The 16,415-nt window shown below is 72.5% G+C and carries 12 protein-coding genes and 1 tRNA gene; 2 read left to right on the top strand and 11 right to left on the bottom strand.

Annotated elements, in window-relative coordinates; all coding sequences use genetic code 11:
- Window positions 1-91: 91 nt before the first annotated feature.
- The 4 genes from AB0N81_RS32240 to AB0N81_RS32225 all read right to left on the bottom strand — a co-directional run bounded on the left by AB0N81_RS32240 (window position 92) and on the right by AB0N81_RS32225 (window position 6,629).
- Window positions 92-1,564, bottom strand: a complete 1,473-nt coding sequence (locus AB0N81_RS32240; protein ID WP_365364572.1) for an APC family permease — start codon at window positions 1,562-1,564, stop codon at window positions 92-94.
- Window positions 1,561-3,129 carry a GMC oxidoreductase gene (locus tag AB0N81_RS32235; RefSeq protein WP_365364570.1) on the bottom strand — a complete coding sequence of 523 codons (1,569 nt, stop codon included), beginning with the start codon at window positions 3,127-3,129 and terminating at the stop codon, window positions 1,561-1,563. Before AB0N81_RS32235 ends, AB0N81_RS32240 begins: the two co-directional genes overlap by 4 nt.
- Window positions 3,130-3,168: 39 nt before the next feature.
- Window positions 3,169-4,635, bottom strand: a complete 1,467-nt coding sequence (locus AB0N81_RS32230; protein WP_365364568.1) for an aldehyde dehydrogenase family protein — start codon at window positions 4,633-4,635, stop codon at window positions 3,169-3,171.
- A 179-nt stretch (window positions 4,636-4,814) separates the two neighbouring features.
- Complete coding sequence (locus AB0N81_RS32225; protein ID WP_365364566.1) at window positions 4,815-6,629, bottom strand: EAL domain-containing protein; 1,815 nt, start codon at window positions 6,627-6,629, stop codon at window positions 4,815-4,817.
- 329 nt (window positions 6,630-6,958) lie between these two features.
- Here AB0N81_RS32225 and AB0N81_RS32220 point away from each other — a divergent pair, with 329 nt between their 5' ends.
- Window positions 6,959-8,239 carry a M6 family metalloprotease domain-containing protein gene (locus AB0N81_RS32220; RefSeq protein WP_365364564.1) on the top strand — a complete coding sequence of 427 codons (1,281 nt, stop codon included), beginning with the start codon at window positions 6,959-6,961 and terminating at the stop codon, window positions 8,237-8,239.
- Window positions 8,240-8,344: 105 nt separating this feature from the next.
- Here AB0N81_RS32220 and AB0N81_RS32215 read toward each other — a convergent pair.
- The 7 genes from AB0N81_RS32215 to AB0N81_RS32185 all read right to left on the bottom strand — a co-directional run bounded on the left by AB0N81_RS32215 (window position 8,345) and on the right by AB0N81_RS32185 (window position 15,563).
- A tRNA-Lys gene (locus AB0N81_RS32215) sits at window positions 8,345-8,418 on the bottom strand.
- Window positions 8,409-9,101, bottom strand: a complete 693-nt coding sequence (locus AB0N81_RS32210; RefSeq protein ID WP_365364594.1) for a bifunctional DNA primase/polymerase — start codon at window positions 9,099-9,101, stop codon at window positions 8,409-8,411. The genes AB0N81_RS32215 and AB0N81_RS32210 overlap by 10 nt, the downstream gene beginning before the upstream one ends.
- 43 nt (window positions 9,102-9,144) lie before the next feature.
- Window positions 9,145-9,507: a hypothetical protein gene (locus AB0N81_RS32205; RefSeq protein WP_365364562.1), complete on the bottom strand. Its 363-nt coding sequence runs from the start codon at window positions 9,505-9,507 to the stop codon at window positions 9,145-9,147.
- Between the two features lie 562 nt (window positions 9,508-10,069).
- Complete coding sequence (locus tag AB0N81_RS32200; RefSeq protein WP_365364560.1) at window positions 10,070-11,434, bottom strand: AAA domain-containing protein; 1,365 nt, start codon at window positions 11,432-11,434, stop codon at window positions 10,070-10,072.
- The gene (locus AB0N81_RS32195) at window positions 11,434-13,059 is read right to left on the bottom strand and encodes a hypothetical protein (protein ID WP_365364558.1); all 1,626 of its coding nucleotides are present in this window, start codon (window positions 13,057-13,059) and stop codon (window positions 11,434-11,436) included. Before AB0N81_RS32195 ends, AB0N81_RS32200 begins: the two co-directional genes overlap by 1 nt.
- Before the next feature lie 376 nt (window positions 13,060-13,435).
- Entirely contained in the window at window positions 13,436-14,551 is a 1,116-nt protein-coding gene (locus AB0N81_RS32190; protein ID WP_365364592.1) for a hypothetical protein, read from the bottom strand.
- A 1-nt stretch (window position 14,552) separates the two neighbouring features.
- Window positions 14,553-15,563 carry a phosphatase PAP2 family protein gene (locus tag AB0N81_RS32185; protein ID WP_365364556.1) on the bottom strand — a complete coding sequence of 337 codons (1,011 nt, stop codon included), beginning with the start codon at window positions 15,561-15,563 and terminating at the stop codon, window positions 14,553-14,555.
- Between the two features lie 255 nt (window positions 15,564-15,818).
- Here AB0N81_RS32185 and AB0N81_RS32180 point away from each other — a divergent pair, with 255 nt between their 5' ends.
- Window positions 15,819-16,412 carry a histidine phosphatase family protein gene (locus AB0N81_RS32180; protein ID WP_365364554.1) on the top strand — a complete coding sequence of 198 codons (594 nt, stop codon included), beginning with the start codon at window positions 15,819-15,821 and terminating at the stop codon, window positions 16,410-16,412.
- The last annotated feature ends 3 nt before the right edge of the window (window positions 16,413-16,415 follow it).

Genomic DNA, 16,415 nt, shown 5'->3' with positions numbered 1-16,415 from the left:
CGATGATCCCCAGGGCCCTGGAGGCGATGCCTCCAGGGCCCATCGTGGTGGCGGAGCCACGAGACAACCAGTGTGATCGGAGAGACAGAACCTAGTCGGGCACCGCGTTGTCCGACGGGGCGTCGCTGCGGCCGTAGTGGCGCGTCGTGAACATGTACACCAGCCCCGCGAGCACCACGATGCCGCCGCTGAGCAGCACGATCCAGTTGTCGTACCAGGCGGCCTCGGGGGTGCGGGGCCAGGCGATGTTGACGATGGCGAAGATGCCGTAGGCGAGCGCGCCGATGTTGACGGCCAGGCCCCACCGGCCGAGCCGGTACTCGCCGCTCGGCTTCCAGCCCTTCAGGCGGGCCCGCAGCGCGGCGAGGACGACCATCTGGAACGCGGCGTAGATCCCGAGGATCGCGAAGGACACGATCTTCGTCAGGGCGTTCTCCGAGATCAGCGAGCCGACGGCGATCAGCGCGGGCACGACCGCCGCGATCAGCAGCGCGTACGGGGGGACCGCGCGCGCCTCCGAGAACTTCCGCAGCACCCGGTGCCCGATGATCATCTCGTCGCGGGCGTAGGAGTAGATCAGCCGCCCGGCCGCGGCCTGGAGGCTGATGGTGCAGGACAGGAACGAGATGAGGACGACGGCCATCACCGTCCGCGCGCCCGCCTCGCCGAGGGCGTCGAAGAGGACCCTGACCACCGGATCCGAGTCCTCCCCGGAGATCACCGCCCGGTAGTCGACGACGGCGAGGAGCAGCGTCAGACAGGTGAACGTCGCCGCCGCCCCGCCCACGTAGATGGTGCGGCGCATCGCCTTCGGGATCACCTTGCCGGGGTGCTTGACCTCCTCGGCGACGTCCCCGCACGCCTCGAAGCCGTAGTACTGGTAGAAGCCGATGATCGCCGCGCCGAGGAAGACCGGCAGGTAGGAGCCGTCACCGGCCGCGCCGAAGTCGTCGAAGAGGACGCCGAGGCCGTGGAAGCGGTGGGTGGTCAGCAGGATGATGCCGACGACGAGCGCACCGAGCAGCTCCGCGCTGAAGCCGACTAGCGCCGCCCACGAAAGGGCCTTCGTGCCCGCGTAGTTGATGATCACGGAGATGACGATCAGGGCGATCGTGCACAGCACGGTGGTGTGCACGGTGGGCTTGAAGCCGAGCAGGATCGCGATGTAGGGCCCCGCGCCGTACGCGACGCTGGTGATCGTGACGAGCAGCGCCCACATGTAGACCCACCCGGTCATCCACGCCCAGCGCTTGCCCCAAAGCCGTCGCGCCCACGGGTAGACCCCGCCCGCGACCGGATACTGCGCCACGACCTCGCCGAAGACCAGCGCGACGAGGAACTGCCCGCAGCCCGCCATGACGAAGGCCCAGATCATCGGGGGCCCGCCGTCGGCGAGAGCCGTGCCGAAGAGGGTGTACGTGCTCACCACGGGGGAGAGGTAGGTGAAGCCGAGGGCGAAGTTCGCCCAGGGCCCCATCTCCTTGCGGAACTCGGACTTCTCTTCCCCGGGAGCCGTCTGCCCGTCGGCGTCCGGTGTGCCGGGAGAGGGGGCGGGAGAGGTCACCGGGTCGCCCCTTCCGCACCCGCGTCCCCGGGGGCCGGCCGGGCCATGATGAGGTCCGCCGCGCGTTCGGCGGCGAGCAGCACGGTCACCATCGGGTTGATCGACGGCATGGTCGGGAAGATCGACGCGTCCACGATGCGCAGCCCGTCGTGCCCGCGCAGCCGCAGCTGCGGGTCGACCACCGCCATGGGGTCGTCCTCGGCGCCCATCCGGCAGGTGCCCGCCGGGTGGTAGACGGTGTGCGCGGCCCGCCGCCCGTACTCCGACAGGTCCGTGTCCGACGTGACGTCAGGACCCGGCGCCACCTCGCGCAGCAGCCAGTCGCTGAGCGGTGCGGTGGCCGCCACCTCGCGGGCGATCCGCAGCCCGTCGACGATCGTCCGCTCGTCGTGCCCCTCCGGGTCGGTGAAGTAGCGGAAGTTCAGGGCGGGTTTGACGGTGGGGTCCGCACTGCGCAGCCACATGCGGCCGATGGAACGGGCCCGCGGCACGTTCGGCGTCATGCAGACGCCGTGCTCCGGGACGGGATAGCCGAGACGTTCCGTATTGACGGTGAACGGCACCTGGTAGAAGTGGAACATCAGGTCGGGCCGCGGGCCGCCCGCCTCGTCCCTGCGCAGGAAGAGACCGGCGTCGGAGTCCATCGCCGAGTTGGGCGGCAGCGGGCCCCGGGTCTCCCACACCATCACCGACTCGGGGTGGTCGAGCAGGTTCTCCCCGATCCCCGGCAGATCCGCGTGGACCTCGATGCCCAGGTCGCGCAGCTGGTCGGCGGGCCCGATCCCGGAGAGCATCAGCAGCCGCGGCGTGTCGATGGCCCCGGCGCAGAGCAGCACCTCCGCCTCGGCCTCCAGCGTCGACACCGAACCGTCGGGGTTGCGGACCTGCACCCGGGTGAAGCGCCCCTCCTCGTCCTGCAACAGCCGGTACGCCCACGTCTCCAGACGCAGCGTCAGGTTCGGCCGGTCCATGATCGGATGCAGATACGCGACCGACGCCGAGGACCGGTTGTTGGTCTCCGGGTCGTACGCCAGGGAGAAGAAACCGGCGCCGTCGGTGAACGGGCGGGCGTTGAAGTCCTCGACGACAGGGACGCCGAGCCGCGTCGTCGCCGCCGTCACGAAGTCCTGCGCGATGGCGTTACGGTCGGCGGCGCCCACGGGCACGATGGTGTTCTGCAGCCGCGACCGGTACGGCAGGATCGTCTCGGGACCCCACCCCTCGCAGCCGCTCGCCACCCACTCGTCGAGGTCCTGCGGGAACGGCAGGAAGCTGATCAGGGTGTTGTGCGAGGAGCAGCCGCCGAGCACCCGGGCCCGGGAGTGCAGGATGTGGGAGTTGCCGCGCGGCTGTTCCTCGGTGGTGTAGCCGTAGTCGAACTCGCCGCCGAGCAGGTTGATCCAGTTGCGGAGCTTCAGGACGCGGTCGTCGCCGACGTCGCTGGGCCCGCCCTCCACCACGCACACCCGGGAGGCCGGGTCCTCGCTCAGCCGTGCGGCCAGTACGGAGCCCGCCGTACCGCCGCCGATGATCAGGTAGTCGTAGGTCGTCGTCTCGTCGTCCATGCCGTCGCCCTCTCTCTCGCCCCGCCTCGACCTGTCCGCTCAGCCCTTGAACCAGCCGGAGGGGCCCGGCTTCAGGTTCTGGTAGATGTGCTTGGCCTCCTGGTACTCGCGCAGGCCGGTGGGCCCGAGCTCCCGGCCGAAACCGGAACGGCCGAAGCCGCCCCACTCCGCCTGCGGCACATAGGGGTGGAAGTCGTTGATCCAGACCGTGCCGTGCCGCAGCCGGGCGGCGACCCGCTGGGCGCGGCTCGCGTCGTTCGTCCAGATGCCGCCCGCGAGGCCGTACCGCGTGTCGTTGGCCAGCTCCACGGCCTCGTCCTCGGAGCGGAACCGCTCCACCGTGACGACGGGACCGAAGACCTCCTCCTGCACGATCCGCATGGAGCGGTCGCAGTCGGCGTAGATCGTGGGCAGCAGGAAGAAGCCGCGCGACAGCTCGGGGTCGTCCGGGCGGCGCCCGCCGCAGACGAGCCGGGCGCCCTCGTCGCGGGCGATCTCCAGATAGCCCTCGACCTTCTCCCGGTGCTCCGCCGAGCTGAGCGGCCCGCTCTCGGTCTCCGGGTCCATGCCGTTGCCGAGCCGGATGGCACTCGCGCGGGCCGCGAGCCGCTCCACGAACCGGTCGTGCAGGGAGTCCTCCACGAGGAGCCGCGAACCGGCCGAGCAGACCTGCCCCGAGTGCAGGAACGATGCCTCGAGCGCGTGGTCGACGGCCGTCTCGAAGTCGCAGTCCGCGAAGACCACGTTCGGGTTCTTGCCGCCGAGCTCCAGCGCGAGGTTCTTCACGCCCGGCGCGCACGCCTCCATGATCCGGCGCCCGGTGGCCAGGCCGCCGGTGAAGGAGACCAGGTCCACCTCGGGGTGGGAGGACATGGCCGCGCCGACGGTGGCGCCAGGGCCGAGCACCAGGTTCGCGACCCCGGCGGGAGCGCCCGCCTCGGCGATCAGCCGCATCATGTGGATCGTCGAGAGCGGCGTCGTCTCGCTCGGCTTGAGCACGAAGGTGTTGCCCGCGACCAGGGCAGGGGCGACCTTCCAGGAGGCCTGCAACAGCGGGTAGTTCCACGGCGCGATCAGCGCGCACACACCGATGGGGTGGTACGTGACCCGGCTCAGCACATCGGGGCCGACGTCCACGACACGGCCGCCGTCCTTGTCGGCGATCTCGGCGAAGTAGCGGAACGCGTTCGACACGTCCTCGACGTCGATCCGCGCCTCGGCGAGCGTCTTGCCGGTGTCGAGGGACTCGACGTGGGCGATCTCCTCCTGGTCCCGCAGCAGGAACCGGGCCACCCGGAGCAGCACGTCGGCGCGCTCCCGGGTGGGCGCCCCCGACCAGTCGCCGCGGTCGAAGGCGCGCCGTGCGGCTTGGACCGCGAGGTCGACGTCCGCCTCGCCCGCGTCGTCGACCTGCTGGATGACGGACGCGTCGAACGGATTGACCACCTCCCGCCGCCCGCCTTGGACGGCCCCGGTCCACTCGCCGTCGACGAACAGTTCCGGCATCGTGGGCTCCCTAGCTCTCGTCCTCGGTGCCGAGGTCACCCACCGGCACGCACACCGGCACCAACATCGTCCGATCGACGCGCACCGGCCACGCGGACGCACCGGCCGGGGGAGGGTTGGACGCAGATGTGACCTGGTTGGGCTAGGGAGCCCGGCACCTTGACGGACCCTGAGCGGCCCTAGGCGACCCCGCCAAGCAGTACGGAGATACGATCCGCCGGAACCGGCCGGGAGTAGAGCCACCCCTGGCCCGTGTCGCACCCGATCCGCCGCAGCCGTGCCGCCTGGGCCGCGGTCTCCACGCACTCCGCGGTCACCGTGAGCCCCAGCCGGTGCGCGAGCTGCACCATCGCCTCGACGATGACCTCGTCGGCCCGGTTGGTGTGCTGCTCGCCCTCCTCGTACTGGAATCCGCGTACGAAGGAGCCGTCCAGCTTCAGGACCGACACCGGGAGGCGGCTCAGGTAGGCGAGGTTCGAATAGCCCGTCCCGAAGTCGTCGATGGCGATCCGCACGCCCATGTCACTGAGCGCCTGGAGCGCCTGGAGCGGCCGCCCGGCCGACCCCATGACGGCGGACTCGGTGAGCTCCAGCTGCAACAGGTGCGCGGAAAGACCGGTCTCGGCGAGGATCTCCGCGACGTCCGCGACCAGGTCCGAGTCCCACACCTGCCGCACGGCCACGTTGACGCTGACGAACACCGGCTCCCGCTCGGGGTGGTCGAGCTGCCAGCGCCGGGCCTGCCGGCAGGCGCTCCGCAGCACCCAGCGGCCGAGCTGCACGATCGATCCGTCCTCCTCCGCCAATCCGATGAACCGATTCGGCGTGAGCAGTCCGAACTGCGGATGCTGCCACCGCACCAGCGCCTCGACGCCGTGCAGGCCCTCGTCGTCGAGCCCCACCAGCGGCTGGTACTCCAGGACGAACTCGTCCCGCTCGACGGCCGGCCGCAGTGTGCTGGAGAGCGCCTGGCGGGTCATGCGGTGCGCGTTGCGCTCGGGGTCGAACAGCGTCCAACGGGCCTTGCCGTCCGTCTTCGCCCAGTACAGCGTGGTGTCGGCGGCCTGCATGAGGCCCGTCGTGGTGGTGCCCGCGGCGCGCCGCTCCACGACGCCGATGGACGCGGAGACGGAGAGCCGCTGCCCGGACAGGTCGAAGGGTTCCTGGAGGGCCCGCAGCGTCGTCTCTGCGAGGTCCGCCAGCTGGTCCGTGCCGGTCGAGTCCTCGACGAGCAGCGCGAACTCGTCGCCGCCGAGCCGCGCGACCAGCGGCGCCGCCGTCCTGCCGTACCCGGCGCGGTCGGCGCAGCGCGTGAGCCGTTCCGCGACGGCGGCGAGCAGCCGGTCGCCGACCCGGTGGCCGAGGGTGTCGTTGACCGCCTTGAACCCGTCCAGGTCGAGGTAGCAGAGCCCGATCCGGCCGGTGCTCGCGTCGTCGTACGTGCCCGCTTCGAGCGCGGAGGCGAGGCGCTCGAAGAACAGGTTGCGGTTGGGCAGCCGGGTCACCGGGTCGTGCATCTGCACATGGCGGAGGCGGGCCTGCAGCTCGCGGCGCGCGCTGATGTCGGCGGCGGCGAGCAGCACGGTCCCGCTCTCGTCCCGGCCCGCGGGCTCCGGCATCGGCGAGACCGTGATCTGCACCCACAGGGAGTGTCCGTCGGGGTGCTTCAGACGACGGGTGCAGCGCAGCCGGGCCTGCCGGCCGCGGAGCACCTCCAGATACGTGTGCCAGGTGCGGGCGTCGGAGGCCAGGTCGATCAGGTCGGCGGCGACGCGGCCGGTGAGCGCACCGGGCGCCTCGCCGAAGAGGTCGGCCAGCGCGTCGTTGGCGCTGACGACGAGGCCCTCGCCGTCGACGACCGCGAGAGGCAGCGGGGCGGCCGCGAAGGCGGCGCGGTAGTCGGACCGCTCCGTGCGGCGACGCTCCGTGACGTCGGCGCGGCCGCGGCCGGGCGCTGTGGCCGTGGGGATGGGCCCTTCGGACGTTCCGTTCACCGCTTGCTCCCGCAGTGCAGTTTGTTCTCGAACAGGTCTCGTCGGGCGGCGGGCAGGTGGCGGGCGGTGGTGGGGGGACCGGGGCCCGCGCAGGAAAGTGTGCCGATCATAGAGGCTGGCCAGATGCCCGTTCCAGCCGTACCACCGGTCCGGGCGGGGTCCACCGCCCTCGGCAGATCGTTTCTGCTCGGCCCTGAACTGCTTCCGATGCGACCCGATCGCTTGTGACGTTCCGTGAGCGGTCGGGGTGTCGTCCCCTCGCCTCTTACTCACTCGGAAGGGCCAGACAAACAGGGCGAAGACCACCAAAGCGTCACAAGGTGGGTGGGGTGTCCCGCATTCCGCACCCGGAGGTCGACGTGCCGCGTCAGCTCCCCCCTTGGGGACTCACCCGTGGAGGGGAGAAATCCCGCCTGCGCAGCACCGCCGCCTTCATCACCTCACTGACCGCGCTGGCCGCCACCTCTCTGGTCGCGGGCCCCGCGATCGCCGAGCCCGTCGCGGGACCGTGCGCCCTGCGCCGCACCGCCGCCCACCACTCGGAGGGCCTCGACACCTGGAACACCGCCTACCCCCGCCCGTCCAGGACCCTGAACGCGGCGATGGTGTTCCTGTCCTTCCCGGACTCCCCGCCGCTGACCACCCCCGAGGAGCTGACCGCCGACCACTTCCCGGCGACCAGCCAGTTCTTCGAACGCGCGTCGTACGGCAGGTTCACGCTGGTCCCGCACCCGCAGCGCGAGTGGGTCGAGATGCCGCACGACTCCCTCTCGTACGCCATACAGCGCGACTGGAACCCCAAGCGCCGCGCCGCCTATCTGCGGGACGCGGTGGCCGCCGCCGATCCGCACGTGGACTTCTCGCGGTCCGACATCGTGTACTTCGTCGCCGATCCGGACGCCCCCGGCGTCGACTCGGACGCCACGAAGGTGGTCAACTTCGACCGGCCGATGCGGGCCGACGGCACGGACATCCGGCGCATCGTCACCGTCTTCGAGCGGCACCCGCCGGACCGCAACGTCCTGGCCCACGAGACGGGCCACGTCTTCGACCTGCCGGATCTGTACCACCGGCCCACCGACGGCAAGGGCGACTGGGACACCCACGTCGGAGACTGGGACGTCATGGGCAGCCAGTTCGGTCTCGCCCCCGACCTCTTCGGCTGGCACAAGTGGAAGCTGGGCTGGCTGGAGCCGCGGCAGGTGCGGTGCGTGGGCGCGGGAACGGAACGGCTGACACTCGAACCGCTCTCGGCGGCCCCGGCGCCCGGCGCCCTCGGCGGCACCCGGCTCGCCGTGATCCGTACGGGCCGGGACGCGGTGCTCGCCCTGGAGGCGCGCGGCCCCGTGGGCAACGACCACGCGATCTGCACGGAGGGCGTACTCCTCTATGAGGTGCGCAGTGGTACGGCGTCGGGCGGCGGGCCCGTCGAGGTCGTGGACGCCCATCCGGAGTCCGAGTCCTGCTGGGGCGACTCGGTGTACCCGCAGCTGGCGGACGCTCCGGTGCGGGTGGGGGAGAGCTTCACGGTGCCCGGCCACGACGTACGCGTCCAGGTGGAGGGGCGGACGGCTTCCGGGGAGTGGACGGTGAAGGTCACGACGGGCTGAGGGCCGTGACTCCCGGTGGCCGCACACGCAAGAAGCCCATACGACCCCATACGACAAGCCCACGCAAGAAGCCCCTCGCTTCCGCGAGGGGCTTCTCACCGTCTGTGCGCCGCCAGGGACTCGAACCCCGGACCCGCTGATTAAGAGTCAGCTGCTCTAACCAACTGAGCTAGCGGCGCCTGCTGACGTCGTAGACCTTAGCACTCTGATCGCCGCGAGGAAAAATCGATAAGCGGAAGGCAGGGGACGCCGTCGACCTGGCCGCCCGCACGCAGGCCCAGAGGAACACGTCCGGCCCCGGAAGCCACGGGTGGCGGGTGCCGGGGGCCACCAGCCAGCGCGATCCGAGGCGCCCGCCGGGCTCCCCGCCCGCCACGAGCGGCGGCACAGTGACCGCGTCGCCCGTGCCGTGACAGAGCACGGGCGGGACCGCGGGGCCCCACTCCTCCCACTCCAGGAGGGCGGGCAGGCGCTGCGCGGTGCCGGGCGAGGCGAAGAGCAGGACGCGGCCGCGGTGCGCGGCGACCGGGCCCGAGCCGGGTCCTTCCTCCCACAACCGGTCGAGCATCCGGCGGCCGAAGACCGCGGGGACGCTCACCACGTCGAACGCGGACCCGCAGGGGAGCACGGCGGGGGCGGCGGGCCGGCTCCGCCAGAGGGCGAGAGCGCTGCGTGGATACGTTTCGGCGGAGGCGAGCCAGGCGGCTCCCTCGGCGGTGACGTCGCAGACGTCGTGGCTGGGCGAGGGGCTGCTCATGCCAGGTACATCTACCGAAAGGGGGCGTCGCATTTCCGGGAGTTGCCGGAAAAGGGGACGAAGACGGGTGTGGGGGAGTACCTTGCCCCCTTCGGCATATGCCAGAAGATCGTTGGACGGACCGACGCGATACCGGTGGGGCCCGGGGCTACTGCTTGTCCGCGCCGCCCCGCATCAGGTCCCGGCCGAACTCGACCATCTTCTTCGCGTAGTCCTCGGTCCACTCCGCGCGCTCCGCGATCAGCGCGGGCGTCAGCCGGTCGAAACGGCGGGGATCAGCGAGCTGCGCGGCCGCTATGGCCTGGAACTCGACGGACCGGTCCGTCGCGGCGCGGAACGCGTGGGTCAGCTCGGTGGCCCGGTCGAGGAGCTCGCGCGGGTCCTCGATCGACTCCAGGTCGAAGAAGTGCTCCGGATCGGCGCTCGCTTCCGCCGGCTCGAAGAGCAGGGGCGCGGGTCGCATGCGCTGCTCCGTGCGCTGTTCGGTCCGGGCCCGCTCGGGCTCCGCCATGGTTGTTCCTCCTCGTACGGTGCGCGCCGTCCGTCCGGTACCGGCCGACTCTCATTCTCCCTTGCCGCGCAAGTGGGCCCGGTCCCGTCAGGGGCGCGGGCAGTCGCGACGAGCCGCGGCCGCGTGTGCGCAGATCCCGGCAGACGCGTTGGCGGCTTTCCTGTGGCTCTTGCCGCACAAGTGTCGCCGAGTGCTGTGCAGGGGCGCGGGGAACTGCGCGCTCGGCCCACGACGGGCCGCGGCCGCGTGTGCGCAGATTCCGGCAGGGGTGTCGGCGGCTTTCCTGTGGCTCTAGCCGCGCAAGTGTCGCCGAGTGCTGTGCAGGGGCGCGGGGAACTGCGCGCTCGGCCCATGACGGGCCGCAGTCGCGTGTGCGGCATTCCTGTGGCTGGTCGCGCAGTTCCCCGCGCCCCTAGCGGGGCGCCCAGGCCACCCGGTGCTCGGCCAGGCGGGCCAGGACCGCGTGGTTCGCCTCCCAGCCGTCGGGGCTGTTTCCATTGGCCGCCTCCGGCGGCGTGCCGGACTCCGTCCGGCGCGAGGCGTCCGTCGGCTGGGTGCGCCCCTAGCGGGGCGCCCAGGCCACGCGGTGCTCGGCCAGGCGGGCCAGGACCGCGTGGTTCGCCTCCCAGCCGTCGGGGAACTTCACCGTGACGCCCAGCTGGACCGGTTCCGTCGACGGGTGGTCGTCCAGGAGCGTGCTGACGCCCGCGCGGCAGACGACGATGCACGCGTGCCGGTGGCGGGACGTCAGGACGCAGAGACGGCCCGTCTCCAGATGGAACGCCGTGGCGTCGGGGCGGCCCGAGAGCGGGTGCAGGACCACCGTCACGTCGTACTCCCGGCCCTGGAGGCGGTTGGCCGTGTCCACCGTGACGTCCATGACGCCCAGGTCCGCGAGGGCGGCCCGGACCGCCGCCGCCTGGTCGCGGTGGGCGGTGCCGACCGCGATCCGGTCGGCCGTGAGCGGGGCCGGGTCGGAAGCCCGCTCCGACGTGGCCGCACCGCCCCGGTCCAGAAGGCGGCGGACCACCTGCGCCAGCGCGCGGACGGCCTCCGGATCCGTGCGCGGCGTGTTCCGCGCGGGCAGTTCGAGCAGGCCCCAGCCCGACTCCGCCGCCTCGTCGATGACCCGGTCCGGAGCCGAACCGTCCGACGCCACCGCGAAGCTCAGCGCCCGGTCCCCGTGCCCCGTGCCGCTCCGGAACGGCGTGTACGGGTAGAACGCGTCCGAGACGAGGGGCGCGGCCGACGCGGGCAGCCGCCAGGACACGGGCAGGCGGTGCTGCGGCAGTTCGGGATTGTGGGCGAGCAGCGTCGTCACGGCGGACGCCGAAGGGTCGTACGAGAGACCCGCCCACTGCTCCGCGCCGACGATGGAGAACGGGTCCAGCTGCCCCGGGTCGCCCACGAACAGTGCCCGCTCGAAGAGCCCGGCCACGGCGAGCAGCGCGTCCGAGCGCATCTGGTACGCCTCGTCGACGATGGCGTGCCCCCACGGCGCGTCGAGCTGGTCGGCCTTGACGTGCGCCCACTTCGCCGCCGTCGAGATGACGACGTCGAGGCCCGCCAGATCTCCCGCCTTCGTCGACTTGCGGACGTTTGCCAGGTCGTCGAGCGCCTTGTCGTACGGATCGGGGTCGCTGCTGTGCAGACGGCCCACCGGCAGCTCGGGGTCCTTCTCGGCGAGCCGCAGGACCAGGTCGTCCACCTGCGCGTTCGTCTGCGCGATCACCATCAGCGGGTGGCCCGCCGCGGCCAGTTCGCGGGCCGCGCGGACCACGAGCGTCGACTTCCCCGCGCCGGGCGGCGAGTCGACGACGACGCCGCGGTGCGTGCCGTGCAGCGTGTCGTGGAGGATCGCCTCCGTGGCGCGCGCCGCCTCGGCGCCGGGGTCGAAGGTGCCGCCCGCGGGCGGGGCGAGCTGCATCACAGGGTGTCCTCCGCGGTCACGGGGTCGGGACTCTCCACGGCGTCCGACGGCGGGCCGCCGTGGGTCCACGGGGTGGCGTCCGGGTCGGGCAGCTTGGGGCCGCCGCGCTGCTCGTGCTCGAAGAGCGTCCAGCAGACGCGGTCGCCCTTCTCGGGGACCGACCCGGGCTCGGGCTCCTTGCCGCGGCCCATCTTGTCGGTGACGCGCAGCACGACGATCTCCTTCTCCGTGCCGCCCTCACCTCCACCTCCACCTTCACCCTCGCCCGCGTACGCCACGAACTCCGCCGTCTGCGGCTTGCCGCCGAGGTCGCGGTACACCTTCGTGCGCTCGCCGAGATGCGGGTGGTCCTCCGTGCGGACGGTGACCAGGGGGCGCGGCCGCGGGCTCTTCGCCTCGGTGTACGCCATGACGACCTCGGTCACCTCGCCCACGAAGGCCTCGCCCGCGAGCCGGCGGCCGGCCATCACCAGCGGGTCGTCGAGGGCCTCCTGGGCCTCCAGGCGGGCCTGTTCGCGCTCGCGCGTCGCCAGCTTGTTCGCCGCGGTGACCGCGTCGTCGACGCGCGGCTGCGGCGGCTCGCCCGCCGTCACACGGTCGCGGTGACCGGTGAACGACCAGCGGTCGCGCGTCCACCGGTCCGCGACGTGCGCCGCCTCGGGAAGCGTGCACAGGGCGTCGAGGCCGCGCCACACGGCGTCCCAGGTGGGCCGGGTCCTGCTCTCGACCAGGGCGTGGATCTCCCGCTCGGCGGCGGTCAGGAGCGCCAGCCGTTCGTCCGCCTGGACGCCGTCCTCGGCGGCGGCGAGGGCGGTGCGCGCGCGGTCGTAGCGCTCGATGGCGGGGGCCAGCAGGTCGTTGTCGAACGCCGGGTCGGTGGCCGGGCCCGCGGGCGGGCACAGCAGCTGGCCGGCCGCGTCGCGGCCCAGCTCGGCGCGGAGCGCGGCCTCGGCGCCCGAGGTGCCCTCCGGGGCCTCGATCCAGGCGAGCAGGGCGCCCAGATGCAGGTCCTCCAGGCTGGACTGGCCCGTCGCCCAGTGCCGGGTGAGCAGCTCTGTCATGGCGACGAGCAGCGACGAGCCGGGCACGCGGGCCCGCTCACCGAAGTGCGTCAGCCAGCGGCCGAGGAGGGGGACGCGGGGCGGGGCGGGGTAGGGCGCGTCGGGGTCCTGCTCGGCGGTGCGGCGAAAGCGCATGGAGCGGCCGAGGAGCCGTACGAACTCGATGCCCGCGCGGCTCGGGACGATCAGCTGCGGGGCGTCCGCGCAGAGCTCCACCTCGACCTTGACGCGCTTGCCGGTCTCGGGGTCGGTCTCGTTGCGCTCGGCGGCCTCGACGTCCTGCCCGTACGCGTCGACGTACGGCAGGACGATCTCGGCGAGCTGCGCGAGGAACGCGAAGCGGAGGTCGCGGTCGCGGGGCTGCGGCACGACGAGCAGCCGGGGCGAGGTGCGCTCCGTCCCGACGAGGGCGCCGAGTGGGGCGCCCGCCTCACCTGCGGTGATGAGCGGAACGAGCACGAGCGGCCGCTGGGAGAGATGCCGGTGCCGAACCGTGGCCCGAGCCTGCGCCCGCCCCCCACGGACGGCCTCCAGCCGAGCAAGACTGTCAATCAACGACACAGATACCCCACTTCCCCCTGCACATCCCGCCCACCCAACCCTGAGCAAGCCACCCTGCTACCCCCACAACAGCCACCCACCGAGCCCCTGCCCACGCGGCGGTTGCCCGCCCAGCCCCTGCCCGCGCGGCGGTTGCCCAGGCAGCAGCCGCCCACCCAGCCCCTGCCCGCGCGGCGGTTGCCCAGGCAGCAGCCGCCTGCCCAGCCGCTGCCCGCGCCGCTCCTGCTCGCCCAGCCACTGCCCGCGCCGCGGTTGCCCGCGCCGCCCCTGCCCGCCCAGCCGCTGGGCGGCGGCTCTTCCCCGCTCGCCTGCCTGGGCACCAGGCGGTGGAAGGGCGGGTGGGTGGGGAGGTGACGTCCGGGCGACGACACGACGGTCAGCACTCCGCACCGCCCAAGGCGCCCACGCCAGAACCCGCGCCCACGCCAGACAACGCCTCCGCCCGCAACCCCGCCGCCCTCCGCAGCGCCGCCACCGCCGGATCGTCGGGGTCGCCCGACGAGCCGTGGGCGGCCGCCAGGACCTCGCCGATGGTCGTCAGGCCGCCGAGGTCACCGCGGAGCGAGCGGCCCAGGGCCGTCACCTCGTCCTCCTCGCGGGCCCGGTCCCGGCAGTGGAAGGCCAGCTCGCAGGTGGAGAGGCACTCGGGGGCGTACGCCGCGGGGACCGACTCGACCGCTGCCCTCAGCTCGTCGGCGGGGCGCCGCACGTCGAAGGTCGTGCCCTCGGGGAGCTCCGCCGCGATGTCCTCGACGCGGGTCAGGCGGGCCAGCTGGCGGCGGGTCACGGACAGCTGCTTGCGGACGTCGATCGCGGACGCCGTCGGCTGGTTCGAGAAGTCCTTGGGGCAGACCAGGAGGACGTGGTGCCGGACGCGGGGGGCGGCCTGGTCCGAGTGCATGCGTTCGGCCACCCGCTCCAGCGCCAGTGCGTACACCGCGGACTGGCGCGCGGCCGCGCCCACCTTCGCCGCGTCAGCGGAACCGTCGATCATCGGGAAGGACTTGATCTCGACGACCGTCCAGCTGCCGTCCGGGTGGACGACCACCGCGTCCGGCTCCAGGAAGGCGGGCGTTCCCGCGACGTCCAGGGCGAGCATGGGGTGGTCGAGGAGCGTCCAGCCACCGGCGCCGGTGGCGTCCCGCAACGCGAGCGCGGTCCGCGCGGCACGGCCCTCGGGGCCCGCCGCGGACAGGTCGGGGACGGAGGACCCGCCCGGCACCGGCTCGGGCCCGCCGCCCACACGCGCGTGCGTCAGGCGCAGCAGCTCCGCACCGCCGTCGGCCTTGACCCGCGCCTCGAAGGCGTTGCCCCGCATGAACGCGAACTGGGACTGGCCGAAGCCCGAGGGGGAGCCCAGCGACTGGGCGAGCGCCGTCTTGTCCACGCCCGCGCCGTCGAGCAGCGCGCGCCGTCTGCACCCGGGGTTCGCCGCGAGCGCGGCCAGCGCCCGGGCGTCCAGCGGCCGTGCGGGAAGGTCCGCGCCGCGCAGCTCAGTGAGCCTTGCCCAGGCTCTCGGCCTCGCTGGGGAGGGGGATTCCCCAGCCCGGAGCGGCTTCCCCCGCGTCGGCGGGTCGGCCGGCGTCTGCGGGGCGGGCACTCGACTCGGCGCCGGAGGTGGCACTTTGCTTGCGCTGTCGGGGAAATCGCTCACCTGTCGAAGTCTGGCATCCAGCACTGACAAACGAGGGCTCCGCGACGGATGAGGGACCGGAGGACGGCAGGAAGCGTGCCCGCAGCCGGTTCATCACGGGTTTCGTGAGCCGCTGCACGGGCCGCACGAGGAGCAGACCGACACCCATCACCGCGGCGCCCGCGAGCGCGTCGAAGAGGTAGTGGTTGGCGGTGCCCATGACCACGATCGTGGTGATGAGCGGATAGGCGATCGCGGCCACCTTGGTCACCGGGGAACGCCCGCACCGCCACAGCATCACGCCGCACCACAGCGCCCACCCCACATGCAGGCTGGGCATCGCCGCGTACTGGTTGGTCATCCCGCCGAGGCCGCGGGGCGCGCTCGCCTCGCCGCCCCACCAGCCGTAGTTGCTGTACTGCGCCATGGTGTCGACGAAGCCGTACCCCTTGCTGAGGAGCCGGGGCGGGCAGGTCGGCAGGAGCGTGAAGCCGACCAGGCCGATCATGGTGGAGATCATCAGCCACGCGCGTGCGGCCCGGTAGCGGATCGCGCGGCTGCGGAACAGCCAGACCAGGACGGCGGGCGTGACGAGGTAGTGCAGCGAGGCGTACCAGAAGTCCGCGGGGACGCCGATCCAGGCGTTGGCGGTGAAGAGACGGTTCAGCGGGGTCTCCGCGTCGATGCGCAGGAACCGCTCGGCGTTCAGGATTCCCACGCCGTGGTCGATCGCACTGGAGACATCGCCTCGGACGATCAGCCGGCCCGCCGAGTACGCGGCGTACACCAACACGATCAGCGGCAGCTCCGTCCACCAGCGCAGCCGGGGCGCGGATATGCCCGTGATGCCCGGCACGTCGGTCTTCGGCATCCGATAGGTCCCCCATCGTCTCTGTTCACACGGCGTATGCCGCCGCCTCACTTTACGGCGTACGCGAAGGCCGTCGAGGAGTCCCCCGGTCGTCTTAGACGCAGAGATCGGCGGCCGGGTTGCCAGACCCGGCAGGTGCTCGATCAAGGGTGGGCGATGATGGAGGGGGCAGGTGTGCCCTGTCCGTAAAAAGCATCAAAAGTGTCATCGGCACGAGTGGCCGGATGCACGTGCGTACGACTTGGAGAGATCTTCATGGCCCCCCGCATCCTGCTGGCCCGGCACGGACAGACGGAATGGTCCCTGTCCGGGAAGCACACCGGCAGGACCGACATCCCCCTTCTCGACGAGGGCCGCCGCGGCGCCAAGCTCCTGGGCGAGCGGCTGCAGCGCGCGCCTCACGACGGCCTTCCCGGCGTCGAGGTGCGCACCAGCCCGCTCTCCCGCGCGCGGGAGACCTGCGAGCTCGCCGGGTTCGGGGACCGTGCCACCACCTGGGACGCGCTCATGGAGTTCGACTACGGCGCGTACGACGGCATGACCCCCGCCGACATCCGGGCGATCCGTCCCGGCTGGCTGATCTGGCGGGACGGCGTCCCCGAGGGCGAGACGCTGGCGCAGGTCTCCGCGCGCGCGGACGAGGTCGTGGACTGGGCGAGGAGCGCCGACCGCGACGTGCTGGTCTTCGCGCACGGCCACATCCTGCGGGTCATCGGCGCGCGCTGGCTCGGCCTCGGCATCGAGTTCGCCGCCCGCATCCGGCTCAACCCGACGTCCCTCTCGATCCTCGGCTGGGCCTACGGAGAGCCCGCCGTCGAGTCCTGGAACGAGACGGGACACCTGGCGTAAGCC

The sequence above is a fragment of the Streptomyces sp. NPDC093510 genome (genome assembly GCF_040683555.1).
Classification (GTDB): Bacteria; Actinomycetota; Actinomycetes; order Streptomycetales; family Streptomycetaceae; genus Streptomyces.
Note: the sequence above shows the minus strand (reverse complement) of the source record. Positions and strands in the feature narration are given on the sequence as shown.